Here is a 24,318-nt window from a genome sequence, read left to right on the forward strand (position 1 = left end):
TTCTCGGCTGGGCGGCACTAGGCCGCTGTGGCTAAAAGCTGCTCAAAAATCGATGCAGCGTCCATTTTTTTCCCAGTCGCCGTAGCGCGTTGGCTCGGGGCCGTCGCGCCCACCAATCTCCTTCGGCAGTGGCTTTTTCTCGGGAATATGCTCCTGAGAAGAAGGCTGCGTCTCGGAATCCTGCGCTGGGGTGGGGGTTGGATGGCCTATCATAGTGCTCTCACAACTTGGCGATTTTAGTCCTCCCCTTCCGTGGCTGACAACCTGAATCTTATTCCGCAGGGTTTTGGCTCCCTGCACGACATGCAATACGTCCGATTGGCCGGTACGGATGCAGTGGCGTTTGCGCATGCCCAATTTGCCAATGATGTACAGGCGCTGGCGGTTGGGCAGTGGCAGTGGAACGCGTGGCTGACGGCGAAGGGGCGCGTGATTGCCATCTTCGCACTCCTGCGTGAGGACGACGCACACCTGCTGATGCTGTTGCCGGACGGCAACGCGGCCGAGATCGCCGCGCAACTCAGCCGTTTCGTGTTCCGCCGCAAGCTGAAAATCAGCGCTGCCGCGCTGCTCGCCTACGGCGGCTTCGTAGCGCCGGAACACGCGCATGCCGCGCAAGCCCATATCGGAACCCAGCGTATCGAGCTGGATCTGGGTAGCGCAGCGCTGCCGCGCACGCTATTGCTCTACAGCCCGGATGCATTGGCGATGCCTATCGAACTGCCGAGCGCACAGGCGCAGTGGCGGACGACCGATCTGCAACTGGGGCTCGCCCGCCTGGTCGAGAGCCAGCGCGAACAGTGGACGCCGCAGCAGTTGGCACTGGACCGCCTGCAGGCGTACAGCGTCAAGAAAGGCTGCTACCCGGGCCAGGAAATCGTGGCGCGGACGCACTTCCTGGGCAAGGCCAAGCGCGTCTTGCAGCTGCTTGAAACGGATGCGGCCGTGGATGCAGGCGATGCCGTCGCATTGGACGGTAGCGCGATCGGCACGGTGGTGAGCGTGGCCGGCAACCTCGCGCTGGCGGTATTGCCGTTGGAGCTGACGCTGGACCCCGGTACCGCGTTGCAGGCAGGCACGCATGGCGCCCGCCCACGCGCACTCACGACGGGGCTGGAGCGTTAGCGGCAAAAAAACGCAGCGAGCCGTGCCAGGCGGGCGTGGGCATCGCGCAGCACGCAGTGGCCCAACGACACCCGCCAATTCCGAGCGCCGGCCGTGCCCGTCTGGCGGCTGCGTCGCTGTTGACCAGTTTGCCTAAGCCGCCTCCAGCCGCTGGCCAGTAGCTGGATCGAAAAAGTGCAAGGCCTCGCTGCGCAATGCCAGGCGCAATGGCTGGCCCACCGCCGGCAAGCTCTGCGGCGGGACACGGATCACCAGCGGCTGACCGCCACGGTCGAGATTGAGGAAGATCTCGTTGCCGACCGGCTCGATCACATCGACCCGCGCATCGAAGCCCAGGACCGCATCGTCGGACGGCTGCAAGTGCTCCGGGCGCACACCGACGATCACGTCCTGGCCGAACCAAGCCGCATCGACCCGCGCCGCACCCAGCGGCACGCGCCAGCCATCGGCCATGACCAGGTGCAGGCCGTCCTGCGCGTCCAGACGCCCCTGCAGCACGTTCATCGCCGGGCTGCCGAGGAACCCGGCCACGAACAGATTGGCCGGACGGTCGTACAGCGCCATCGGACTGTCGATCTGCTGGATCACGCCATCCTTGAGCACCACGATACGCTGGCCAAGCGTCATCGCTTCGACCTGATCGTGGGTGACGTAGATCATGGTGGTGCCAAGCTTGCGGTGCAGCTGCGCGATCTCGGTGCGCACGCTGTGGCGCAACTTGGCGTCAAGGTTGGACAGCGGCTCGTCGAGCAGGAACACCGAGGATTCGCGCACCATCGCCCGGCCCAGCGCCACGCGCTGACGCTGACCGCCGGACATCGCCTTGGGCAGCTTGTCCAACATCGGCGTCAGGCCCAACAGCTCTGCGGCGTTGTTGACGCGTTCGGCGATGACCTGCTTCGGATGCCCGCGCAGCTTGAGCCCGAACGCCAGGTTTTCGGCCACGGTCATGTGCGGATACAGCGCGTAGCTCTGGAACACCATGGCGATGTCGCGATCCTTCGGCGCCACGTCGTTGACCACGCGCTCGCCGATCTTCAGCGTGCCGGCGCTGACGTCTTCAAGCCCGGCGATCATGCGCAACAGGGTCGATTTGCCGCAGCCGGACGGCCCGACCAGCACCATCAGCTCGCCGTCGGCCACTTCGAAACTTGCGCCCTGCACCGCCACCTGGCCATTGTCGTAGACCTTGCGGACACCTTCCAACTGCACTTTCGCCATCGTTCGGCCTCAACGTAAGTTGTGCGCCCTGCCCTCGGCCCTCCCGATGGCGGTGACGCCGCATGCGCTTGCGAGGAATTCCCTGCAAACGAATGCATTGGTTTATTCTGACATGTAATCGTTTTCACATGGCAACATCGATCTCTGGAGGACCATGCCGCCACGCAGGTATGACGCATTGCCTGCAGTGCAGCTCGCCGCACAACGCATGGCATGCCATCACGCAGGTGCAGCTATGCCGCCATGGCGCTAACCGCTGATCGCCAGTTGCTGCAACAATCCGGGACTGGGTGTCAGCGTCCATCCCCCGCTGCGCGCACGCAAGTGTCGCTCAGGAACAGACGTACCGACCGCCGGACGACCGGCGCCTTTCCGACAAGCTGCTGATAACGATGTCTCCAGAATCTGAAACGCGGTCCATGCACAACACCCTGATCCTGTTTGGCGCCACCGGCGATCTTGCCCAGCGCTATCTCTTTCCTTCCCTGCTGCGCCTGTTCATCGACGGCCTGCTGCCAGAGGACTTCCGCATCCGTGCGCTGGCGCTGTCGCCCCACGACACCGATGCATTTCGCGAAGTACTGCGGCCGCGCCTGACCGAAGCACTGCCGATCGCGACCGCCGAACAGATCGACACGCTGCTGCAGCGAATCGATTACCGCTCGGTGGATCTGCGCGATGCCGAGTCGGTGGCCAATGCGGTCCGCGAGCTGGCCAGCCGCCGCTGTGTGAGCTACCTGGCGATCCCGCCGGGCCTGTACATCAGCACCTGCCAGGGCCTGGCGCTGGGGGGCGCGCTGGCGGCACCGCATCGCTTGATGCTGGAAAAACCGATCGGCCACGACTCCGACAGCGCCCGCGACATCCTGCAGTCGATCGGCGCGCTGATCGACGAGGACCGCGTGTTCCGCCTGGACCACTACTTGGGCAAGGCGGCGGTGCAGAACCTGATCGCGCTGCGCTTCGGCAACACGCTGCTGGAGGCGGTCTGGAACCGCACCTACATCGAGTCGGTGCAGATCCTGGTCGCCGAAAGCGAAGGCGTCGACGGGCGCGACGCCTACTACGCCCGCTCCGGCGCACTGCGCGACATGGTGCAGAGCCATATCCTGCAGCTGTTGTGCCTGGTGGCAATGGAGCCGCCGGCCTCGCTGGAAGCCGACCGCATCCGCGATGAGAAGGTCAAGGTGCTGCGCGCCCTGCGTCCGATGACCGCCGAGCACGCCGCGCATGACTGCGTGCGCGGCCGCTACACCGCCGGCAGCATCAACGGACAGCCGGCGCAGGCCTACCACCCGCCGGAAGGCAGCGACGTGGAAACCTTTGTCGCCGTCACCGCGCATATCGACAATTGGCGTTGGGCCGGCGTGCCGTTCCACCTGTGCACCGGCAAGCGGCTGGCCGAGCGCTCCACCCGCATCGTGGTGACGCTCAAGCCGGTGACGCATTGGCTGTTCGAACGCCCCGACCGCCAGAATGCGGTGCCGAACCGCCTGACCTTCCAGTTGCAGCCGCAGGAAAACATCGAACTCGGCCTGATGAGCAGCCTGGCTGGCCCGGAATGGGGCGCGATCGAACTGCAGCCGCTGGAACTGGAACTGTCGGTGCCGACTGGCCTGCACCGTCGTATCGCCTACGAACGTCTGTTTGTGGACGCCTTCAACGGCAACCCCGCGCTGTTCGTGCGCGACGACGAGGTCAAGGCGGCGTGGTCGTGGATCGACAGCGTCAGCGACGCCTGGAAAGACGCCGCGCTGCCGCTGCAGCCCTACCCGGCCGGCAGCTGGGGGCCCGAATCTGCCGCCCACTTCCTGCCCCCGGCCACCGACGCACAGGGAAACAACGCATGACCGCTCCTTCCAAGCCGGTGCTGGTTGCCGATATCGGCGGAACCAATGCGCGCTTCGCGCTGGCCGATGTCGACGCTTCGGTGCCGTTGCTGGATGACACCTCGCGCGAATTTGCCGTGGTGGACTTCGGTTCGCTGGGCGAAGCCGCGCGCTATTACCTCGACCAGATCGGCGTGCAGGCCACCCAGGGCGTGTTCGCCGTGGCAGGCCGCGTGGATGGCGACGAGGCGCGCATCACCAACCATCCCTGGGTGATCTCGCGCTCGCGCACCGCCACCATGTTGGGTTTCAGTACCTTGCATCTGATCAACGACTTTGCCGCGCAGGCCATGGCCATCAGCCTGCTGCGCCCGCAGGACGTGGTGCAGGTGGGCGGCGCCAGCTGGCGGCCGGCGCCGATCGATCAAGCGCGCAACTATGGCGTGATCGGCCCGGGCACCGGCCTGGGCGTGGGTGGCCTGATCATTCGCAACGGGCGCTGCTTTCCGCTGGAAACCGAAGGCGGCCATGTCAGCTTCCCGCCCGGCACGCCGGAAGAAATCCGCATCCTGGAAATCCTGTCCGAGCAGTTCGGCCGGGTCTCCAACGAGCGGCTGATCTGCGGCCCTGGCCTGGTCAACATCCATCGCGCGCTCAGCGAGATCGCCGGCGTCGATCCCGGCCCGCTGCAACCCAAGGACATCACCGCGCGCGCGGCCGCGGGCGACCCGCGGTCCTCGCGCACCATCGACCTGTTCTGCGCCATTTTCGGTGCGATCGCCGGCGACATGGTGCTGATGCAGGGCGCCTGGGACGGCGTGTTCCTCACCGGCGGGCTGGTGCCCAAGGTGCTGGATTCGCTCCAGCATTCCGGCTTTCGCCAGCGCTTCGAGCACAAGGGCCGTTTCTCCGCGATCATGTCGAAGGTGCCATCGCTGGCGGTCATGCACCCGCATGCCGGCCTGCTGGGCGCCGCCGCATACGCGGTGGATGCACAACGTCAGCACCCCGGGGAGCAGCGATGAACCTGCAGGACAACCCGCGCATCGCCCTGGTGCGCTACGCCGACCCGGCCGAGTGGACCGAGGCGGTGGCCAGCGAAATGGCCGACCTGCTGGAGCAGGAAATCTCCCGGCGCGGCCAGGCACGCATGCTGTTGTCCGGCGGTACCACGCCTGCGCCAGTGTACGAGTCCCTCGCCCACCGGCCGCTGGACTGGTCGCGGGTGGAAGTGGGCCTGGTCGATGAGCGCTGGTTGTCGCCGCAGGATCAGGACAGCAATGCCTGGCTGGTGAATCACAGCTTCCTGACCCACGCACCGGCCGCGACCTTCATCCCGCTGGTTCGCCCAGGTAAGCAATTGCCCGAATGCGTGCACACCGCCAACCTGCAGGCCAAGCATGCCGAACCGGCCTGCCTGGCGGTGCTCGGCATGGGCGGCGACGGGCATACCGCGTCGTTGTTCCCGGGGGCCACCGACCTGCCCAAGGCGCTGGCCAGCCCGCAGCCGTATGCCTCGCTGGATGCCACCGGCTGCCCGGGCTCGAACCAATGGCCGTTACGCATCACCCTCACACCTGCAGGGCTTGCCAGCATTCCGACGCGCCTGCTGCTGTTGCGCGGCAAGCAGAAGCTGGACGTGCTGCAGGCTGCGCTGGCAGGCGACGATGTCAACGAATATCCCATCCGCGTGGCGCTGCAGCAGCCTGGTCCGCGGTTGCGGGTGCATTGGTGTGCTTGAATGCGAGTGGTTTGATGCGAATCCTTCGCAACAGCCGATGCGATGCGAGTTCCTCGCAAAAACCCGCACATCCATGTGCGGGGAATTAAAAGAGCATTTTCTTCCCCCCTGTTTCTCATAGCCGGTAGCCAATGAGCCTGCATCCGAATATCCAAGCCGTCACCGACCGTATCCGCAAGCGCAGCGCTCCCTCGCGCGCAGCGTATCTGGCCGGTCTCGATGCTGCCCTGCGTGAGGGTCCGTTCCGTAGCCGCTTGAGCTGCGGCAATCTTGCGCATGGCTTCGCTGCGTCCGAGCCGGGCGACAAATCGCGCCTGCGTGGTGCGGCCACGCCGAACCTGGGCATCATCACTGCCTATAACGACATGTTGTCGGCACATCAGCCGTTCGAACACTACCCGCAGCTGATCCGCGAGACTGCCCGCGCGCTCGGTGCCACCGCACAGGTGGCCGGTGGCGTGCCGGCGATGTGCGACGGCGTGACCCAGGGCCGCGCCGGCATGGAGCTGTCGCTGTTTTCGCGCGACAACATCGCCCAGGCGACAGCCATCGGCCTGAGCCACGACATGTTCGACAGCGTGGTGTACCTGGGCGTCTGCGACAAGATCGTGCCGGGCCTGCTGATCGGTGCGCTGGCGTTCGGCCATTTGCCGGCGATTTTCATGCCGGCCGGGCCGATGACGCCGGGCATTCCGAACAAGCAGAAGGCCGAAGTGCGCGAACGCTACGCCGCTGGCGAAGCCACGCGCGCCGAGCTGCTGGAAGCCGAGGCCTCGTCCTACCACTCGCCGGGCACCTGCACCTTCTACGGCACTGCCAACTCCAACCAGGTCTTGCTCGAAGCGATGGGCGTGCAGCTGCCCGGCGCCTCGTTCGTCAATCCGGAGCTGCCGTTGCGTGATGCGTTGACCCGCGAAGGCACCGCGCGCGCATTGGCAATCTCGGCGTTGGGCGAAGATTTCCGCCCATTCGGTCGCCTGATCGACGAGCGCGCCATCGTCAACGCCGTGGTCGCGCTGATGGCGACCGGTGGCTCGACCAACCACACCATCCACTGGATCGCAGTGGCGCGTGCGGCCGGTATCGTGCTGACCTGGGACGACATGGACCTGATCTCGCAGACGGTGCCGCTGCTGACGCGCATCTACCCGAACGGCGAAGCCGACGTGAATCGCTTCCAGGCCGCGGGCGGCACGGCATTCGTGTTCCGCGAGCTGATGGACGCCGGCTACATGCACGACGACCTACCCACCGTGGTGGAAGGCGGCATGCGCGCCTACATCAATGAGCCGCGCCTGCAGGACGGCAAGGTGACCTACGTGCCGGGCACTCCCACCACCGCCGACGACAGCGTGGCGCGTCCGGTCGGCGATGCCTTCGAATCGCAAGGCGGGCTGCGCCTGCTGCGCGGCAATCTCGGTCGCTCGTTGATCAAGCTGTCGGCAGTCAAGCCGCAGCATCGCAGCATCCAGGCGCCGGCCGTGGTGATCGATACGCCGCAGGTGCTCAACAAACTGCATGCCGCCGGCGTGTTGCCGCACGATTTCGTGGTGGTGTTGCGCTACCAGGGCCCGCGCGCAAACGGCATGCCGGAGCTGCATTCGATGGCGCCGCTGCTGGGCCTGCTGCAGAACCAGGGCCGGCGCGTGGCATTGGTGACCGACGGCCGCCTGTCCGGTGCCTCGGGCAAGTTCCCGGCCGCAATCCACCTGACGCCCGAAGCGGCACGCGGCGGCCCGATCGGGCGCGTACGCGAAGGCGACATCGTGCGCCTGGACGGCGAAGCCGGCACCCTGGAAGTGCTGGTCTCGGCCGAAGAATGGGCATCGCGCGAGGTTGCGCCCAATACGTCCGTTGCCGGCAATGACCTGGGCCGCAATCTGTTCGCCATTAACCGCCAGGTCGTCGGCCCCGCCGACCAGGGCGCGATTTCGATTTCCTGCGGCCCGACCCATCCGGACGGTGCGCTGTGGAGCTACGACGCCGAGTACGAACTCGGTGCCGATGCTGCCGCTGCGGCAGCACCGCACGAGTCCAAGGACGCCTGACCCCCTTCCCTCTCTGCGGCCGCTCCGGCGGTCGCCGTCACCCGGAGTTGCAATGACGATTGCCCAGACCCAGAACACCGCCGAACAGTTGCTGCGCGATGCCGGCATCCTGCCGGTGGTCACCGTGGACACGCTGGACCAGGCGCGCCGCGTCGCCGATGCGCTGCTCGAAGGCGGTCTGCCCGCGATCGAGCTGACCCTGCGCACGCCGGTTGCCATCGATGCGCTGGCGATGCTCAAGCGCGAGCTGCCCAACATCGTGATCGGCGCCGGCACGGTGCTCAGCGAGCTGCAACTGCGCCAGTCGGTGGATGCCGGTGCAGACTTTCTGGTGACCCCCGGCACGCCGGCGCCGCTGGCGCGCCTGCTGGCGGATGCACCGATCCCGGCGGTTCCAGGCGCGGCCACCCCGACCGAGCTGCTGACGTTGATGGGCCTGGGCTTTCGCGTCTGCAAGCTGTTCCCGGCCACCGCCGTGGGCGGTCTGCAGATGCTCAAGGGCCTGGCTGGCCCGTTGTCCGAGCTCAAGCTCTGCCCCACCGGCGGCATCAGCGAGTCCAACGCCGCCGAGTTCCTGGCGCAGCCGAACGTGCTGTGCATCGGCGGCTCGTGGATGGTGCCCAAGGACTGGCTGGCGCAGGGCCAGTGGGACAAGGTCAAGGAAAGTTCGGCCAAGGCGGCGGCGATCGTGCGGCAGGTGCGTGCAGGCTGACGCGCTGACGCCATCTCCAGCGGGTTGATCGTTGGATGACTTCGAATCTGTACGTCGATACAGATGTACGGATTCGCTAAGGACGGCATTGGAGATCGAGTGATCCTGCATGACGGCGATCACTGCAGTGTTCGCCCGTAGGCCGAAAAAAATCTTTCGAAGCATCCTTGAGCGCGTGGCTTTTCTGCTCAAGGTCATGGCGATGGCACACCGATCTGCTCGAAGCCACGGCAATGACATACCGAAGCGGCAGCGCGGCCGGGGATCGGCGGAGAGCGGCGCACGGAGGTGTCGCGACGGCGCGTCAGACAGGATGTCTGTCGCTCCGAAGAGCCGATCCCCGGCTGCGCTGTCGCCCCTTACCGGAGCCGCTGATTGGCGGTCAGGTGCTTTGGTTGTCGTACGAACCGAAGGAAGCAACCGTACCCTCACCCCAACCCCTCTCCCGGGGGGGGGAGAGGGGCTTAACGCCTTACCTCGTTCACGATTCCAACGCAGCGCTCGACCGCCTCGCCTTCGGCACACCACGCGCACGCTGTACCAGCGCAGCCGCACCGCTGCTCATGTCGTCGAGGATCGCGTAGATCGTCGGCAGGAACAGCAGGCTCACCACCGTCGAAAACGCCAGGCCGCCGGCGATGGCGCGCGCCATCGGGAAGTACGGTGGGCCGTCGCTGAACATCGTGGTGCTGGTCAGCGAGATCGGCACCATCGCCAGGATCGCGGTGCCCATGGTCATCATGATGGGCCGCAAACGCTCGCGTGAGCCTTCGACCAGCGCCTGCGTCCGCCCCATGCCGCGGCGGCGCAGATTGTTGATGTGCTCGATCATCACGATGCCGTTGTTCACCACCACGCCCATCAGCACCAGAATGCCGATGAAGGACATGATGCCGAACGAGGTACCGGTGATCCAGAACAGCCAGAACACCCCGAAGATCGAGAACAGCACCCCGCTCATGATCGCCGCCGGGAACAGCAGCGACTCGAACACCGCGGCCATCACCACATAGATCATCACCAGCGCGATCACCAAATTGAACACCATCTGGTTCATCGCCTCGCCGTCGTTCTGGTAATCGCCGCCGTCGAAGGTGTAGCTGTAACCGGCCGGGAAACTCATCGCCTTGAGCGGCGCTTCCATCGCTGCGCGCGCCTCGGGCATGGTGACCTTCTCGGCGAGATTGGCCTTGATCGTCAGCGTCGTCTGCCGATTGGTGCGCCCGATCTGGGTGGCGGCCGGACGGATCTGCACCTCCACCAGACTCAGCAACGGTACGCTGCGGCCGTCCTTGGTGCGCACGGTGAAGCTGGCCAGATCTTCCGGCTTGCTCTGCTCGGCGCCGGCAAACCGTACCCACACCGGCACCTCGTTGTCGCCCCGGCGGAACTCGCGCAGCGGTGTGCCGCGCAATGCCAACCCGACAAAACTGGCCACCTGCTCGGCACTGAATCCGAAGGCAGCCGCGCGCTCGCGATCGACACGAATCGCCAGCTCGCTGGTGCGGTCGCCCGTATCCACATGCACATCGCGCAGCTCCTTGCGCTGCGCCAGCAGTGGAATCACATCGTCGGCCAGCGCTTTCAGTGCATCAGTCGAATCGCCGACCAACTGCACCTGCACGCCCTGGTTGCCATTGCCGCCATCGCCCTGATTACCGATGCTGTAATCGGCACGCGCAGAGCGCGGCAGCTCCTTGCGGATCTTTTCCAGCAGCGGCGGCAGGTCCTTGACCTTGCTCGCATCGAAGGTCACCACCGTATTGCTGCCTTCCACTTCGCTGAACCACGAATAGATCTGCGTGATGTGGTACCTGGCGCGATTGGCTTGGAGATAGTTTTCGACACGGCCGATTTCTTCGCCCAACTGCTCACGTGTGTACGAACCTTTCCACTGATACTGGATAAAGGCTTCGTTGCCCCCGTCGCCACCGAACATGTCGACCTTGGTCAACTTCATGGGCACCAGGCTGATCGCGCTGACCAGGATGATGCCGGTCACGCTCCAGCCGCGGTGCGCCAACGTCCACGCCAGCACCTTGGCGTAACGGCGCTGCAGCCGCGCAATCACGCCGTGCTCGGAGGTCACCATCGGCGGCGTTTTCATGCGTGCCGACAACATCGGAATCAAGCTGATCGCCACCAGCCACGACGCCAGCAACGACACCGAGATGGTGATGGCGATCTGCGCCATGAAAATGCTGATGTTGTTGGTTTCGCCGAACAAATTCGGCACGAACACGATGCAATGGCACAAGGTGCCGGCGCTGAGCGCAATGGCCACGCTGCGCGTTCCCAGCAGCGCGGCAAGCTGCGGTTGATCGGGCATGCGCTCGCGTTCCTGGTAGATGCTTTCCACCACCACCACCGCGTTGTCCACCAGCATGCCCACTGCCAGCAGCAACCCCATCATGGTCAGGATGTTGAGCGTGACCCCGACGAAATACATGAAGCCCAAGGTGATGGCGAAGCAGATCGGGATCGCCAACGTCACCATCAGCGTCGATGGCCAATGCCGCAGGAAGAAGAACAACACCGTGATCGAGAGCAATAGGCCCACCGCGCCGGCTTCGGCCAGTTCGGCCAGCGACGAGGTCACCGCCTTGCCCTGGTTGTCGATCACCTTGACCTGCACATCGCGCAGTGCCGGTTGGGCGCGGATGTCTTCGACCTCTTTCAACGCCGCCTTCGACACCTCCACCAGATTGGCGCTGCGTTCCTTGTAGACATCCAGGCCGATGGCCGGGCGCCCATCCAGGCGCCGCCCGTAATTCATGCGCGTCGGCTTGAGCCGCACCTCGGCGATGTCGCCCAGCCGCACACCTTTGGCATTGAGTACCAGCTCGCGCAATTCCTGCAGGTCGCGCAGTTCGCCGATTGGCTGCACCCGGATACGCTGGCCGTTGTCGTCGATCTGGCCTGCAGACACCGAGAAATTGAGCTTGCCCAAGCGCTCGCTCAGATCGTTGAGGCTGAGGTCGTGCGCGGTGAGCCGATCCGGTGCGATCGCGATCTCGACCTCGTTCGGCGGCGCACCGGAAATCTCCACCTTGGCCACGCCGGGGATGCGCTCGATGCGCCGCTTGAACTCGCGGTCGAGCATGTCGTACGCGCCGGTCAGATCGGTCTGGCTGGCCAGGCGCACCTTGAGCACCGGCTCGTCGCTGCTGGACCACTTGAAGACGTGGAAGCGCTGCAGATCCTCCGGGAAATCGTCGCGCACCGCATCCAGTCGCTCGCGCGCATCGGATGCGGCGATGGCGATATCGCGGTCCCAGTCGGAGAATTCGATGAAGATGTTCGCGCCGTCTGCGGTGGCGGTCGAGCGCATGCGCTTGATACCGGTCATCGTTGCCAGCGCTTCCTCGGCCGGCCGCACCAGGTTGCGCTCCACCTCGTCCGGCGTGGAGCCGGTGTAGGGCAATTGCACGAACAGGAATGGCGCGGAAATATCCGGCAGCGCCTCCAAGGGCAGCCGGAACGCGGCGATCAAGCCCACCACCACCAGCGACACGAAGCACATGATGGTGGTGACCGGGCGACGGATGCTGAAGGCGGCAACGCTCATAGCGCCCCCAGTCCGTCGGCATTGCTCGCCGCCTGTGCACGTTGCCCGGCCATGCGCCGGCCGCGCTCCAGGTAGTACGCATCGGCACGGCGATCCAGCAGGTCGTACACCACCGGGATGACCAGCAAGGTCAGCAAGGTCGACACCAGCAACCCGCCGATCACGGTGATCGCCATCGGTGCACGCACTTCAGCGCCCTCGCCCATCGCCACCGCCAGCGGCAGGAAGCCGAACAAGGTGCACAAGGTGGTCATGATGATCGGCCGCAGGCGCGAGCGCGCACCTTCGATCAGCGCCTCGCGCTTGGGCACGCCGTCTTCGCGCAGCTGGTTGACCTTGTCGATCAGGATGATCGCGTTCTTGGTCACCAAGCCCACCAGCAGGATCAGGCCGATGAACACCACCACCGAGATCGGCTTGCCGGTCATCAGCAGGGCCAGCACCGCACCGACCATTGCCAACGGAATGGTGAACAGAATGACGAATGGATGCAGCAGCGACTCGAACTGCGAAGCCATCACCAAATAGACCAGGAAGATCGCCAGGCCGAACGCGAACAGCAGCGACTTCACCGATTGCGCCAGCTCCTCGCCCTGCCCGCCGATGTGCATGCCCACGCCGGCAGCGAGCGGGTCGTTGCGCACCATCGTTTCCACTTCGCGTACCGCGCCGCCCAGGTCGATGTCCTTCAGGCTGGCCGACACGATCGCCACGCGGGTCTGGTCGGCACGATGGATCTCGCTCGGCCCCGTCGTCGCCAACACCTCGGCAACGGCCGCCAGGCGCACCGGCCGGCTGCTGCCCGGGTTGACGATCAGCTGACGGATCGCATCGACACTGGCACGGTCGGCTTGTTGGGCACGCACCAGCACATCGATCTTGCGGTCACGGAAGCTGTAGCGCGTGGCCACATCGCCACGTACCTTCTTGACGATGACATCGGCGATCTGCCGCGTGGTCAGCCCCAAGGCACCAGCGCGCTCCTGGTCGAAACGGATCTGGATCTCCGGGAAGCCCTCTTCCACCGTCGATTTGACGTCGGCGTAGTGGCCGTTGGCGCGCAGCATCGCGGCCAACTTCTGCCCGGCGCGTTCCAGCTCGCCCAGATCCTGGCCGCGCAGTTCCACTTCCAGCGGTGTCGAAAAACTGAACAACGCCGGCCGCGCGAAATCCACCTGTGCGCCCGGGTGCCCGACCATGCTGCTGCGCAGCCGCTCGGTCGCCGCCGCTTCCACTGCCGGGCTGCCGCCACCGGCCATCACCACGGTGAGCTTGCCGATGTTCTCGCCGCTCTCGGTGGGGTTGGCATCCAAGCGCGTGCCGCTACCGCTGACGCCGTACAGCGAGGCGACGCCCGGGTCCTTGTCGTGCGCCAGCTGCAACTCGCGCACCACTGCATCGGTCTGCGCCAGCGGCGTGCCGGAAGGCAGTTTGACGGTCATTTCGAAGCGATCCTGCGCCAGCTGCGGAATCAGATCCGCGCCCAGCATCGGCACCAGAAACACTGTCCCGATGAACGCCGCCGCGGCCAGCCCCAGCACCAACCAGGGACGCCGCAGCGCCGCCGGCAACATCCCCAGATAGCCACGCTCGGCACGGGCATACGGCGCCATCGCCAGGTCGCTGGCCTTGCGCATCACCGGCCCCACCACGCGGCTCAACCCGCGCCACACCTTCACCACCGCCCACGCCGCACCGAAGAATGCATAACGCACGCTCGCACCGGCGCCGCGCCGCCCGGCCGCCACCGGCTTGAGCCAGCGCTGCTCGGGCCGCCAATCCGGATGGCTCGGCTCGTCCGGGAACGCCATCGGCGGCGCGCCCTTGAGCGAGCTCAGCATCGGAATCAGCGTCATCGACACCACCAGCGAAATCGCAATCGCGATCGCCACCGTCAATGCCTGATCGCGGAACAACTGCCCGGCGATGCCTTCGACGAACACCAACGGCAGGAATACCGCAATGGTGGTCAACGTGGACGCCATCACCGCCATGCTCACTTCGCGGGTGCCGGCGATGGCCGCGTCCAGTACGCTCAGGCCACGCTCGCGTGCCTTGGCGATGCTCTCCAGCACCACGATCGAATCGTCCACCACCAGGCCGGTGGCCAACGCCAGCCCGCCCAGCGACATCACGTTGAGGCTCAACCCCAGCTGGCCCATGAAGAAGAACGTGGTGATGATCGACACCGGCAACGACAGGCTGATCACGAACGTGCTCCAGCCATCGCGCAGGAACAGGAAGATGATCAGGATCGCCAGCACGCCGCCAATCACCGCATCTTTTTTGACATCGCTGATCGCATGCTCGATGAAGTGCGATTGGTCCTCGATCGTGGTGATTTCCACATCGCCCGGCACCGTCGCCTTGAGTTGCTCCAGGCGCTTGCGCAGCGCCGCGGCGGTGGACACGGTGTTGGCATCGCCTTCCTTGTAGATCGCCAGCTCCACCGCTTCCTTGCCGCCCAGGCGGATGATCGCCTCGCGTTCCTTGTAGCCCTGGCGCACCTGCGCCACATCCTTCAGCCGCACCGGCATGCCGCCGGCGATGCTGCTGCTGGACGAGGAGGAGGTGCTCTGCACTTCGGCCGCTGCCGCCAGCGCCGCCTGCGAACCGGTGGACGCCGCAATGGCGTACATCTGCTGCATCGCCGCTTCGGCCGCGCTGCCACTGCTGCTTTGGGTGGTCACCAGCATGTTGCGGATCTCGTCCAGATCCACGAACTGGTTGACCGTACGCACCAGGTAACGCTGCGAGCCTTCTTCCAGCCGACCGCCGGAGATGTTGACGTTCTCCTCCTTAAGCCGGGCGATCACGTTGTCGATCGGCAGATTGAGCTGCGCCAGCTTCTGCTGATCGATGTCGACCTGGATCTCGTCTTCCAGCCCGCCGCCGACCTTCACCGCTGCCACGCCGGCCACCGGTTCGAGCTTCTTTTTCAGGTCTTCGTCGGCATAGCGACGCAAGCCGGTGAGCTGGCGGATCGCATCGGTATCGGAGGCCGGCGCCTGCTTGGGCGACAACGCCAGCCGCATGATCGGCTCGGTGGAAGGATTGAAGCGCAGCAGTACCGGCGGCTTGGTTTCCAGCGGCAGCGACAAGGCCTCCATCTTGTCGCGTACCTCCAGGCTGGCCTGGTCCATATTGGTGCCCCAGGCAAACTCCAGCACCACATCGCTCTGCCCTGTGCGCGAGATCGACTTGAGCTTGCGCAGGTTCTTGACCACGCCGACCGCTTCTTCCACCGGCTCGGTCACCAGCGTTTCGATTTCCGCCGGCGCTGCGCCGGTGTACTCGGTGCGTACGGTGAGCGTGGGATAGCTCAGGTCGGGCAGCAGATTGACCTTGAGGCTGCGTAACGCGATCAGTCCGAACAGCAGCATCGTTACGGTGATCATGGCGATGGTCACACGCCGCCGCGTGGCGAAGGCCACCAGGCCACCGCCGCCAGGCACTGGTGCGTGCGGATCATGCACGGGTCCGTGCGGTTTGCCGTTCTCGCTCATGCGTGCGTCTCATCATGTGCGGGCGCAGCGGCCTTGGTCGCGACCGGCTTGCGATCGGGTTGGCCGATCACCTGCACCGCAGTGCCGTCGCGCAGCGCCACCTTGCCGGCAGTCACCACCTGGTCGCCTTCCTTCAGGCCCTGCCGCACTTCCAGCCACGGCCCCTCGGCGTAGCCCAGTTTCACCGGCACCCGGCTGGCCTTGCCGTTGCGCACTACGAACACTGCCGGTTCGCCATCGTCCAATAACGCCAGGCGCGGGATCACCAATGCGTCCTTGCGCTGGTCGTAATCGATGCGGATGCGCCCGAACATGCCCGGCTGCAACGCTTCGGCCCCCTGGCCGAATGCGCAGACCACGCGAAACGTGCCGCTGCCCGAGTCCACCACCGGCGCGATGCGATCCACCTTGCCGACGAATTGTTGGCCCGGTAGCGCATCGGCCAGCAAGGTCACCGGCTGGCCCGACTTGAGCGTGGCCAATTCGCGTTCGGGCACGTTGAGCGTGGCCTCCAGCTGCGCATCGTCGACGATGCGGAAGATCGGCGTATTGATCTGCACGAAGTTGCCGGTCTTGATCGAGCGCGATGCGATCACGCCGGAGATCGGCGCCTGCACCGTGGTGTACGACAGCTCCAACGATGCAAGCCGGTGCTGCGCACGGCTGTTTTCGACATCGAATTTGAGCTGGTCCACATCCGCGGCGCTGACCAACTGCTGCCCTACCAACTGGGTGGCGCGGCGATAGCTGTTTTCCAGCTTGCGCAGCTGGGCTTCGCTCTGCGCCACCGCCAGGTGTGCGCGATCCGGATCCAGACGCACCAGTGCCTGGCCCGCCGACACCTTCTGCCCCTCTTCCACCATCACCGACAGCGCAACGCCCGAGGTCTTGGCCACCACTTGCGCCTCGGCACGTGGCTCCAGCGCAGCGGTGCCGGTGTAACTGGCGGCTACCGCACGGCGCGCGGCCTTGGCGATTTCCACCGGCACCGCATCGACGGCCTTCTTTTCCTCGGCGGTCTTGGCCTGGCCCTCTCCTGCCTTGCAACCCCCCAGCAGCAGGCTCGTGGTGATCAACAATGCAGCGGCGCAGGTTCCGCTGCGACCCGGCAAGAAGGAGAGTGGCGACATCGTCGTGTCCTAGTGGATGCGTGAACAGGTGTTGTAGGCAAGTAGACCACCCAGATGCACATGCCGCCAATGCGCCAAAGGTCATGGTCTATTCAACTTTGCCTATTCACCCGGTTTGCGCCGCGCCAAATCGCAGGCATACTCGGTCCGGTTCCGTCACGCCCCCACGTGCGGACGCTCAATCAGTCTTCCGGATACGAAACCATGCGCCCGCAGCCGCTCGCCGCTTGTCTCGCTCTGGTCGTCTTCCTGCCGTTTGGGGGCGCATCAGCAACACCGCAAGCCACACCCGCAGCTCCGGCCCCCCCGGCACCTGCTGCCGCGGTGGCAACCCCTGCCGCGCCGACCGGCAACCCGTCGAATGGGCGCTTGCTCGCCTATACCTGCCAGGGTTGCCACGGCGTCACCGGCTATAAGAACGCCTACCCCAGTTATCGCGTGCCCAAGATTGGCGGCCAGACCAGCCAGTATCTGACCCAGGCGTTGACCGAATATCGCCAGGGCAAGCGCAAGCATCCAACCATGCAGGCACAGGCGCAGAGCTTTTCCGAGCAGGACATCGCCGACATCTCCGCCTTTCTGTCCACCCTCAAATAAGCGCCCACATGCCGAACGCCCTGCACGCTCCGCGTCTAGCCATCGTCCTGGTCGCTGCCCTGATGATGGCGGCCTGTTCCCAATCCCAGGTTGAGTCCACCGACGATTCCGCTGGCGACCCCGGCCACGCCAGCGGCGAGCACGGCTCCGGCTCGTCGGCAGGTCTGCCCACCGGCCGCGCCGACGCCGGCGACAAACTCGCCCATGCCAAGGGCAAGGCGACCGGCCAGAGCTGCGTGGACTGCCACGGTGCCGATGGCAATGCGCCGATCGATCCCAGCTATCCCAAAGTGGGCGGCCAATACGGCGACTATCTTGCGCATGCGCTGCAGGCCTACCGTAGCGGCGACCGTCAGCATCCGTTGATGACCGCCCAGGCCACGGCGCTGAGCGATCAGGACATCGCCGACCTGGCGGCGTACTTCGGCGCGCGTCAGACGCAGTTGCGCGATCTGCACGGCGTCAACTGAGTGCGATGCGAACGTCGCACCGTCTCATTCGGAATGAAAAAGCGCTTGCGCGAACATTAACAGGCCGCTATCATTTCGTTCTCAGTTTCGTGGGGCCATAGCTCAGCTGGGAGAGCGCCTGCATGGCATGCAGGAGGTCGGCGGTTCGATCCCGCCTGGCTCCACCACTTCAGACATTAGGCCGTCTCAAGTGGACAACGAGGTTTTGATATGCGTCCCCATCGTCTAGAGGCCTAGGACACCACCCTTTCACGGTGGACACCGGGGTTCGAATCCCCGTGGGGACGCCAATCATCCAAAAGCCCCGGCACTGCCGGGGCTTTTTTTTGTCTGTCACCAGGCCGAATCCGGTTCTGAGCGACGTTGGGCATGATGCCTCGGTTCATCGCCATGATGCAGCGGACAGAAAGAGTTGAATCTCTGCCGCGGATGGCACAGCGCTTGGTGTGCACATCGATACGCACGCACTGCTGTTCGGCAGGCCACTACTGCTGCCAACACCCGCTCGATCCAAGCGCTTGACGAGTTTCGGCACGACTCAAGCGTATGCGTATGCGCATTCGCGCGCGCACATAATTTTGCTGTCGATGTCCCTGCCCGCCTTGCGGTTGTCACGTTGCCAGAAGCGTCGCGACAGATTGCCGCGCCAAAAACGCAATGTGCGCGATGGTCGCGCTCACGCATGCCGTGATGACGGCGAGCACGGGACGCGAATCCGGTGTTGCTTGTAGACGAGATGCAGCGGACTTGACGCGCGACCCGGCGCGGCAGTTGCTCGCGAATCGATCGCTGTCGAAGTGAGTGCAAACTCACATCGGCGCATCCAGCGCGCCGATATCGTCGTCGCTGCAATCCACTGCACGCCCCGAACACCGTGGACTTATGGCGCTTCATGCACTCCAGCTGCGCCGTTGCTGTTCAATCGCCGCGCTCGACGCATGCGGCCCGGCAGTTCGCCCGGCGGCTGCGCCCTTACTACAACTTTTTTGCCCAGACCACTTCCCATCGCGCGGCGATGTCGCTATGATTGCCGGCTCGCAGCAACGCGGGGCCATAGCTCAGCTGGGAGAGCGCCTGCATGGCATGCAGGAGGTCGGCGGTTCGATCCCGCCTGGCTCCACCACTTCAGACATTAGGCCGTCTCAAGTGGACAACGAGGTTTTGATACGCGTCCCCATCGTCTAGAGGCCTAGGACACCACCCTTTCACGGTGGACACCGGGGTTCGAATCCCCGTGGGGACGCCAATCATCCAAAGCCCCGGCACTGCCGGGGCTTTTTCTTGTCTGTCCCTAACCTTCGTCTCAGACGTATTTCGAGGCCATTGCGGGCTGGGACCAGTGGCGCGCAAATGCATTTCACTGGCGAGCCTTGTATTCAACTCCCCGCTACGCACTCGCAAGCCATTACATCGCTGACCAATCGTCTCGCCACCTCGCAATGCGTTCGGGGCGTGTCGCAGGCCCCATCGCACGCTAATGCGATGAGTAAAACCTCCGTCCGATCTCAAGGCCAGCCACGCAGTGCACGGTGCGAAACACCTCAGGTCTGCCCACTATCCAGCGCCTTGCGGCCCTCGTGCGTCAGGTCGATGTCGCCATCTTCAGCTTGCGTGGCATAGCCGGCGCGTACCGCCCAGTTTCCCTCTTCGTCGGCCACCGGCTTGGTGTCGTGGATGTCGCGCAGGATGCGCAGCTGTTGCGAAGCATCGAAGTCCATGGGGTCACCCGCTCAAAAGAGACTCCCACGGTACGCAAGCAGCGTGATGGTCGCGTGCCTGCAACGTCATCCATTACCTGCGCACTGCACGGCGCGCGGCAGTTGCGTGCCTGATGCGTGGCGTGCCGATGGACGAACTCGGGCGATCAGCATCTGCGCCACGCAGATGCACTGCAAACAAATTGCTCCTGACGCCAGTCGTGCATCGCGCGCCAACCACGCCGTCGCTTCGCGCTCCGTTCGACCGCACTGACGGCCACCAGCCTCGCTGGTCGCGCCGCATCAACGAAGCCCCACGCCCTGCCGAACGGCACACAGCAAAAAGCCCCACCGGACTTCTCCAGAAGGGCTTTCGCTGGTACTGCAACAACCTGGTGCCGAAGGTGGGACTCGAACCCACACGCTTTTAAGGGCGGCGGATTTTGAGTCCGCTGCGTCTACCGATTCCGCCACTTCGGCGTGGCCGCGCAGTATAGCGACTTGTTGTTGAAACGAACAGTGTCAGTTTGCGCCTGACGAATTCAGGTGCAAGCGGGGTCTGCAGCGCTGTGTCCAGGCAGTCCCGATATACTGGCCGACTCAGTGAAGGAGTAAGCAATGTCGGTGTTGCGTGGAGTTCGGGTACTCGTGGTCGAAAACGATGACATGAATGCCATGCTGCTCGACCTGCAGCTTGTTCAGGCGGGTGCCGTCGTCATCGGCCCGGTCGGCGAAGTGCGCGATGCCCTGCAGCTGATCAGCGCCGAGCCACCGGATATCGCAGTGCTGGACTATCGCCTGGGTAACGGCGAAACCAGCGAACCGGTCGCACGCCTGTTGTCGGAGCGCGGTATCCCGTTCGTGCTGGCAACCGGCGTGGCCATCGGCAGCATCCCGAGTGGATTCGAACGTGGTGTCATCCTGATCAAGCCCTATCTGTCCGAAGAACTGATCGGTGCATTGTCCAAAGCGCGCGAGTTGCGCGGCGCTGAGGGCTGAGCCGCAGGACCGGGCGCCCTGCCGGTGCCACTGCCAGGTGCGGCACGCCTGCCCTCTCTCTAACACCTTATCCTTCTGCCACAGACGCATTGTGTTGCCATGTGCCGGCAGCGATTAGCTGAATCGCCGGTTCCGCGGCGCTGCCGGTGCAGGCCGGTTGCTACTAGAATTTGCCATCGAAGAATGACGGGCGGGTCGCTGGATGGATATCGCCGTGTCGCCGTTTGCCGGCTTGCTGCCGGAGACGAGCGAAACTGCAGCATTGCTGGCCGCTTCCGTGCACGCTGCGGACGCGCTGTTGGGCGACAGCCCCGCGCTGCGCACAGCACTCTCGATCTGCCTGCATGCGCAAGTTCCGATGCTGCTCGTATGGGGCCGCGACGAGCGCTGTATCTACAACGATGCCTGCATTGCACGACTGGGACCGCACCACCCGGCGGCATTCGGGCAGCCGCGTGCGGCGCTGACATATGCATCCAATCACGATGGCGATGACGAACCAGCCGCGGCAATGGCCCTGGAGCTGGAGCGCTGGTCATGCAGCCCAGTGCTGCAAACGGGCGAGCAGGTAGGCGCGCTCTACATCGGCGTTGCGGATTCGACCGCTGACGTCAGCGAACAACGTCGCAGCGATAGTCGCGACAGTTTTCTATTGATGCTGGAAGACGCACTGCAGCACGTGTCCGATCCGCGGCAGATCATCGACACCAGCGTGCGCCTGCTTGGCGAGCATCTGCAGGCGAACCGTTGCGCATTCGGTCTGGTCGCTGCCGATGGCAGCACCATGCATGTCATCAGCGACCATGTGCAGGACATGCCGAGCCTGCAAGGCGACTTCCCACTGGAGGCCGCACAGGGCCTGCGCGATGCGCTGCTGGCGAACCGCCCCTGGTTCACGACCGATGCGATGGCGCCGGGTGCGCCGGACTATGTGGCCGAGCAGTACCGCCGCTCCGGCTTGCGCGCCTCGCTGGCCATTCCGCTGCACAAGCACGACCGCTTGGTGGCCGCGATCGGCGTCCATCAGCGCGCACCGCGGCGCTGGCTGTCGGCGGAGATCGAACTGGTGCGATTGGTCGTGGCACGCTGCTGGGAATCGATGCAACGGGCCAAGGCGCAGCAGCAACTCGCGGCCAACGAAGCGCGCCTGCGCCGCCTCGCCGATACGATGCCGCAGATCATCTTCATTGCCGATCCGGACGGACGACCGCACTACTTCAACCAGCGCTGGTACGAGTACACCGGCCTGGATCCTTCCAGCAACGAAGATGCCGCCTGGCACCGCGCGCACACCGCCGATGGTCTGCGCCTGTCCGAGCAGGCGTGGAGCCTGGCATTGAAAGGCCAGCGCGCTCTCGAGGTGGAGTGCGAACTGCTGCGTCACGACGGGCAATCGCGCTGGCACCTGGTGCGCGCGCTCCCGGTGCGCGGCGACGATGGCAGCATCAGCGAGTGGATCGGTACCTACACCGACATTCATGACCGGCGCGCATTCGAGCAGCAATTGCGCGAAAGCGAAGTGCGCTTCCGTGCGCTCTGCGAGACGGTGCCAGCGATGATCTGGATGGCCGACGCGCAAGGCGATTGCGTGTACTGGAATCCGCGCTGGTACAACTTCACCGGACAGGGGGAAGACCAGGCACTGGATCAGGGCTGGTGGGATGTGATGCATCCGGACGATGCAGCACGCGTGCGGCATGCCTTTGAACAGGCACTCGAGCAACGCGGCGAATTCCTCGCCGAATACCGCGTGCGCCGCCACGACGGGCAATACCGCTGGTGCATCGACACCGCATCCCCGCACTTCGCCAGCGACGGACGGTTTCTGGGGCACATCGGCTCGCTCACCGACATCTCCGAACGCAAGCACATCGAAGATGCCACCGCTTCGGACCGCGCAATCCTGAGTTTGATCACCACCGGCGCACCATTGCCGGTGGTGCTGGATGCGATCGCATTGAGTGTGGAGGCACGCGGTGAAATCCCGTTGTACTGCTCGGTGATGGTGCGCGATGAGGTCCGCCACACCTTGAGTTTCGGCTCGGCACCGCATTTTCCGATCGAGTACCGCGGGCACTTCGAGCCATCGCCGATCGGGCCGGAGGGGCCGCCGTGCGCCCTGTCGGCGCACCTGGGTCGTCAGGTGATCTGCAGCGATCTCCAGGCCGATGCAAGCTTCAGCAGCCACCATGCGATCTCGGCAACGATGGGCATCGCCGCGTGTTGCGTTACCCCGATCCTGGCCAGCAACGGGCAGGTATTGGGCACGCTCAATATCTACTACGACCGCCCTCACCTACCGTCCTTGCGCGAGCAGGCGATGGCGCGCTCGGCCTCGCACCTGGCCGGCATCGTGATCGAACGCACCCGGGTGGATGCCAAGCTCAAGCTGTCGTTGCAGGCGGAAACCGCCGCGCGCGCGCAGGCCGAGCATGCCAACCGGGTCAAGGACGAATTCCTGGCCACGCTCAGCCATGAGTTGCGCACACCCCTCAACGCGATCCTGGGTTGGTCGCGGTTGATGCAATCGGACATCGCCGATCCGGCCAATCTGGGCCGGGGCCTGGTGATCATCGAACGCAGTGCGCGCGCGCAGACGCAGATCATCGACGACCTGCTGGATATGAGCGCGATCCTGTCCGGCAAGATCCGCCTGCAGGCCGAGCATTTCGATATCGCCGGGTTCGTGCGCAGCGTGCTGGAACTCATGCAGCCGACCGCATTGGCGCGCAAGATCGCAATGGAGCTGGATGCGCCTTGCGATGGCGAGCTGTGGTTCTTCGGCGATGCCGGGCGGCTGCAGCAGGTGCTGACCAACCTGCTCAGCAATGCGCTCAAGTTCACCCCTGCCGGCGGTACGGTGCGAGTGGCGATGGATGTCGAAGACGAGCGCCTGCGCCTGTGCGTGCAGGACACCGGGATCGGCATTGCGGCGGATTTCCTGCCGCATGTGTTCGACCGTTTTCGTCAGGCCGATGCAGGCACTACACGGCGCGTGGGCGGCCTGGGGTTGGGCCTGTCGATCTCGCGTCAGTTGGTGGACCTGCATGGCGGCAGTCTGGGCGCCTCCAGCGCGGGCGAAGGCCAGGGCGCGCTATTTACCATCGTGTTGCCGTTCCAGCACGGGGTCAGCGATCTGCGGCCTGCCTCGGCAGACACTACCCACGTGGGCGCGCTGCCGGACGAGTGCCGCGACCGCCTGGCTGGCGTGCGCGTCCTGCTGGTCGACGACGATCAGGATTCGCGCGAAGCGGTGATGCAGTTCCTGATGCTGGCCGGGGCGCAGGTGCAGGCTGCCGGGTCGGTGGACGCGGCCGAGCACTGCTTGGTGAACGCGCACTTCGATGTATTGGTCAGCGATATCGCGATGCCCTTACGCGATGGCTACGACTTGATCCGCACCGTGCGTTCGGGCCGCGCCGATCTGCCGCGGCATATTCCGGCCATCGCCCTGACCGCCTATGTCCGCGAAGAAAACCGCGACCGCGCGGTAGTAGCCGGCTTCGATGCGCACATGGGCAAGCCGGTGGAACCACCCGGCCTGGTCGACCTGATCGAACGCTTGATCTTGCCCACGCGCAAGGACCCTGCAGCCAAGCCGCCGATCACCCCCATGACGTTAGGCGGCGTGCCAGCCGCCAAGGAAACCAACCAGAGTTGCTTGCTACCGATCCC

At 65.0% G+C, this 24,318-nt stretch carries 15 protein-coding genes, 5 tRNA genes and 1 pseudogene; 14 read left to right on the top strand and 7 right to left on the bottom strand.

Translation table 11 applies throughout. The features are described from left to right. Window positions 1–42: 42 nt before the first annotated feature. Entirely contained in the window at window positions 43–351 is a 309-nt protein-coding gene (locus ACCQ16_RS11135; RefSeq protein ID WP_014090240.1) for a DUF1674 domain-containing protein, read from the bottom strand. Here ACCQ16_RS11135 and ygfZ point away from each other — a divergent pair. Beyond that, window positions 253–1,125: a CAF17-like 4Fe-4S cluster assembly/insertion protein YgfZ gene (gene ygfZ, locus ACCQ16_RS11140; protein WP_029819502.1), complete on the top strand. Its 873-nt coding sequence runs from the start codon at window positions 253–255 to the stop codon at window positions 1,123–1,125. The two genes, ACCQ16_RS11135 and ygfZ, sit on opposite strands and share 99 nt — an antisense overlap. A gap of 132 nt (window positions 1,126–1,257) precedes the next feature. Here the strand turns inward: ygfZ and ACCQ16_RS11145 are convergent, their stop codons facing one another. Beyond that, complete coding sequence (locus ACCQ16_RS11145; protein WP_277572744.1) at window positions 1,258–2,346, bottom strand: ABC transporter ATP-binding protein; 1,089 nt, start codon at window positions 2,344–2,346, stop codon at window positions 1,258–1,260. A gap of 419 nt (window positions 2,347–2,765) precedes the next feature. On the opposite strand from ACCQ16_RS11145, the gene zwf reads away from it, so the two are divergent. From zwf to ACCQ16_RS11170, 5 genes are all read left to right on the top strand, one after another. Continuing rightward, entirely contained in the window at window positions 2,766–4,196 is a 1,431-nt protein-coding gene (gene zwf, locus ACCQ16_RS11150; protein WP_029819504.1) for a glucose-6-phosphate dehydrogenase, read from the top strand. Beyond that, window positions 4,193–5,200 carry a glucokinase gene (gene glk / locus ACCQ16_RS11155; protein ID WP_005929801.1) on the top strand — a complete coding sequence of 336 codons (1,008 nt, stop codon included), beginning with the start codon at window positions 4,193–4,195 and terminating at the stop codon, window positions 5,198–5,200. Before zwf ends, glk begins: the two co-directional genes overlap by 4 nt. After that, window positions 5,197–5,916 (top strand): 6-phosphogluconolactonase, encoded by a 720-nt coding sequence (gene pgl, locus ACCQ16_RS11160; protein WP_014090237.1) that lies wholly within the window; start codon window positions 5,197–5,199, stop codon window positions 5,914–5,916. Before glk ends, pgl begins: the two co-directional genes overlap by 4 nt. A 131-nt stretch (window positions 5,917–6,047) precedes the next feature. Then, complete coding sequence (gene edd / locus ACCQ16_RS11165) at window positions 6,048–7,964, top strand: phosphogluconate dehydratase (protein ID WP_008576679.1); 1,917 nt, start codon at window positions 6,048–6,050, stop codon at window positions 7,962–7,964. Between the two features lie 52 nt (window positions 7,965–8,016). Then, the gene (locus ACCQ16_RS11170; protein ID WP_008576680.1) at window positions 8,017–8,676 is read left to right on the top strand and encodes a bifunctional 4-hydroxy-2-oxoglutarate aldolase/2-dehydro-3-deoxy-phosphogluconate aldolase; all 660 of its coding nucleotides are present in this window, start codon (window positions 8,017–8,019) and stop codon (window positions 8,674–8,676) included. Window positions 8,677–9,157: 481 nt separating this feature from the next. Here ACCQ16_RS11170 and ACCQ16_RS11175 read toward each other — a convergent pair whose 3' ends face one another. Genes ACCQ16_RS11175 through ACCQ16_RS11185 form a run of 3 tightly spaced genes read right to left on the bottom strand, consistent with a single transcriptional unit; the run spans window position 9,158 to window position 16,880 of the window. Continuing rightward, the gene (locus tag ACCQ16_RS11175; protein ID WP_031422859.1) at window positions 9,158–12,244 is read right to left on the bottom strand and encodes an efflux RND transporter permease subunit; all 3,087 of its coding nucleotides are present in this window, start codon (window positions 12,242–12,244) and stop codon (window positions 9,158–9,160) included. Further along, window positions 12,241–15,750, bottom strand: a complete 3,510-nt coding sequence (locus ACCQ16_RS11180; protein ID WP_372379953.1) for an efflux RND transporter permease subunit — start codon at window positions 15,748–15,750, stop codon at window positions 12,241–12,243. The genes ACCQ16_RS11175 and ACCQ16_RS11180 overlap by 4 nt, the downstream gene beginning before the upstream one ends. After that, on the bottom strand, window positions 15,747–16,880 hold the full coding sequence (locus ACCQ16_RS11185; RefSeq protein WP_372379954.1) for an efflux RND transporter periplasmic adaptor subunit: 1,134 nt from the start codon (window positions 16,878–16,880) through the stop codon (window positions 15,747–15,749). The genes ACCQ16_RS11180 and ACCQ16_RS11185 overlap by 4 nt, the downstream gene beginning before the upstream one ends. 204 nt (window positions 16,881–17,084) lie before the next feature. Between ACCQ16_RS11185 and ACCQ16_RS11190 the strand changes: the two genes are divergently transcribed. From ACCQ16_RS11190 to ACCQ16_RS11215, 6 genes are all read left to right on the top strand, one after another. After that, window positions 17,085–17,477 (top strand): c-type cytochrome, encoded by a 393-nt coding sequence (locus ACCQ16_RS11190; protein ID WP_033479153.1) that lies wholly within the window; start codon window positions 17,085–17,087, stop codon window positions 17,475–17,477. Window positions 17,478–17,485: 8 nt separating this feature from the next. Beyond that, window positions 17,486–17,947, top strand: a complete 462-nt coding sequence (locus ACCQ16_RS11195; RefSeq protein WP_372379955.1) for a c-type cytochrome — start codon at window positions 17,486–17,488, stop codon at window positions 17,945–17,947. A 91-nt stretch (window positions 17,948–18,038) separates the two neighbouring features. Continuing rightward, window positions 18,039–18,114, top strand: a tRNA-Ala gene (locus ACCQ16_RS11200). A 47-nt stretch (window positions 18,115–18,161) separates the two neighbouring features. Beyond that, window positions 18,162–18,237: transfer RNA gene (locus ACCQ16_RS11205), tRNA-Glu, on the top strand. Window positions 18,238–18,994: 757 nt separating this feature from the next. Then, window positions 18,995–19,070: transfer RNA gene (locus tag ACCQ16_RS11210), tRNA-Ala, on the top strand. Between the two features lie 47 nt (window positions 19,071–19,117). Next, window positions 19,118–19,193: transfer RNA gene (locus tag ACCQ16_RS11215), tRNA-Glu, on the top strand. A 295-nt stretch (window positions 19,194–19,488) separates the two neighbouring features. On the opposite strand, the gene ACCQ16_RS11220 is transcribed toward ACCQ16_RS11215, so the two are convergent. Together ACCQ16_RS11220 and ACCQ16_RS11225 are read right to left on the bottom strand one after the other, a co-directional pair. Continuing rightward, window positions 19,489–19,665, bottom strand: a complete 177-nt coding sequence (locus ACCQ16_RS11220; RefSeq protein ID WP_003482805.1) for a hypothetical protein — start codon at window positions 19,663–19,665, stop codon at window positions 19,489–19,491. A 372-nt stretch (window positions 19,666–20,037) separates the two neighbouring features. Then, window positions 20,038–20,124 (bottom strand) — tRNA-Leu (locus ACCQ16_RS11225). A 138-nt stretch (window positions 20,125–20,262) separates the two neighbouring features. Here ACCQ16_RS11225 and ACCQ16_RS11230 point away from each other — a divergent pair. Continuing rightward, window positions 20,263–20,643, top strand: coding sequence for a response regulator (locus ACCQ16_RS11230; protein WP_011347430.1), 381 nt, complete (start codon window positions 20,263–20,265; stop codon window positions 20,641–20,643). Between the two features lie 202 nt (window positions 20,644–20,845). Continuing rightward, window positions 20,846–24,238, top strand: a pseudogene (locus ACCQ16_RS11235) (PAS domain S-box protein); the annotation flags it as partial. Window positions 24,239–24,318 lie beyond the last annotated feature (80 nt).

It is taken from the genome of Xanthomonas sp. NCPPB 1062, from assembly GCF_041481705.2.
GTDB classification, from domain to species: Bacteria; Pseudomonadota; Gammaproteobacteria; order Xanthomonadales; family Xanthomonadaceae; genus Xanthomonas; species Xanthomonas euvesicatoria.

What these genes read in the sequence shown, in the direction of transcription:
- ACCQ16_RS11190 (WP_033479153.1), top strand. Translation starts at nt 17,085, where the DNA reads ATGCGCCCGCAGCCGCTCGCCGCTTGTCTCGCTCTGGTCGTCTTCCTG.
- ACCQ16_RS11185 (WP_372379954.1), bottom strand. Translation starts at nt 16,880, where the DNA reads ATGTCGCCACTCTCCTTCTTGCCGGGTCGCAGCGGAACCTGCGCCGCT.
- ACCQ16_RS11195 (WP_372379955.1), top strand. Translation starts at nt 17,486, where the DNA reads ATGCCGAACGCCCTGCACGCTCCGCGTCTAGCCATCGTCCTGGTCGCT.
- ACCQ16_RS11230 (WP_011347430.1), top strand. Translation starts at nt 20,263, where the DNA reads ATGTCGGTGTTGCGTGGAGTTCGGGTACTCGTGGTCGAAAACGATGAC.
- pgl (WP_014090237.1), top strand. Translation starts at nt 5,197, where the DNA reads ATGAACCTGCAGGACAACCCGCGCATCGCCCTGGTGCGCTACGCCGAC.
- ACCQ16_RS11135 (WP_014090240.1), bottom strand. Translation starts at nt 351, where the DNA reads ATGCGCAAACGCCACTGCATCCGTACCGGCCAATCGGACGTATTGCAT.
- ACCQ16_RS11170 (WP_008576680.1), top strand. Translation starts at nt 8,017, where the DNA reads ATGACGATTGCCCAGACCCAGAACACCGCCGAACAGTTGCTGCGCGAT.
- glk (WP_005929801.1), top strand. Translation starts at nt 4,193, where the DNA reads ATGACCGCTCCTTCCAAGCCGGTGCTGGTTGCCGATATCGGCGGAACC.
- ACCQ16_RS11145 (WP_277572744.1), bottom strand. Translation starts at nt 2,346, where the DNA reads ATGGCGAAAGTGCAGTTGGAAGGTGTCCGCAAGGTCTACGACAATGGC.
- zwf (WP_029819504.1), top strand. Translation starts at nt 2,766, where the DNA reads ATGCACAACACCCTGATCCTGTTTGGCGCCACCGGCGATCTTGCCCAG.
- ACCQ16_RS11220 (WP_003482805.1), bottom strand. Translation starts at nt 19,665, where the DNA reads ATGGACTTCGATGCTTCGCAACAGCTGCGCATCCTGCGCGACATCCAC.
- ACCQ16_RS11180 (WP_372379953.1), bottom strand. Translation starts at nt 15,750, where the DNA reads ATGAGCGAGAACGGCAAACCGCACGGACCCGTGCATGATCCGCACGCA.
- ACCQ16_RS11175 (WP_031422859.1), bottom strand. Translation starts at nt 12,244, where the DNA reads ATGAGCGTTGCCGCCTTCAGCATCCGTCGCCCGGTCACCACCATCATG.
- edd (WP_008576679.1), top strand. Translation starts at nt 6,048, where the DNA reads ATGAGCCTGCATCCGAATATCCAAGCCGTCACCGACCGTATCCGCAAG.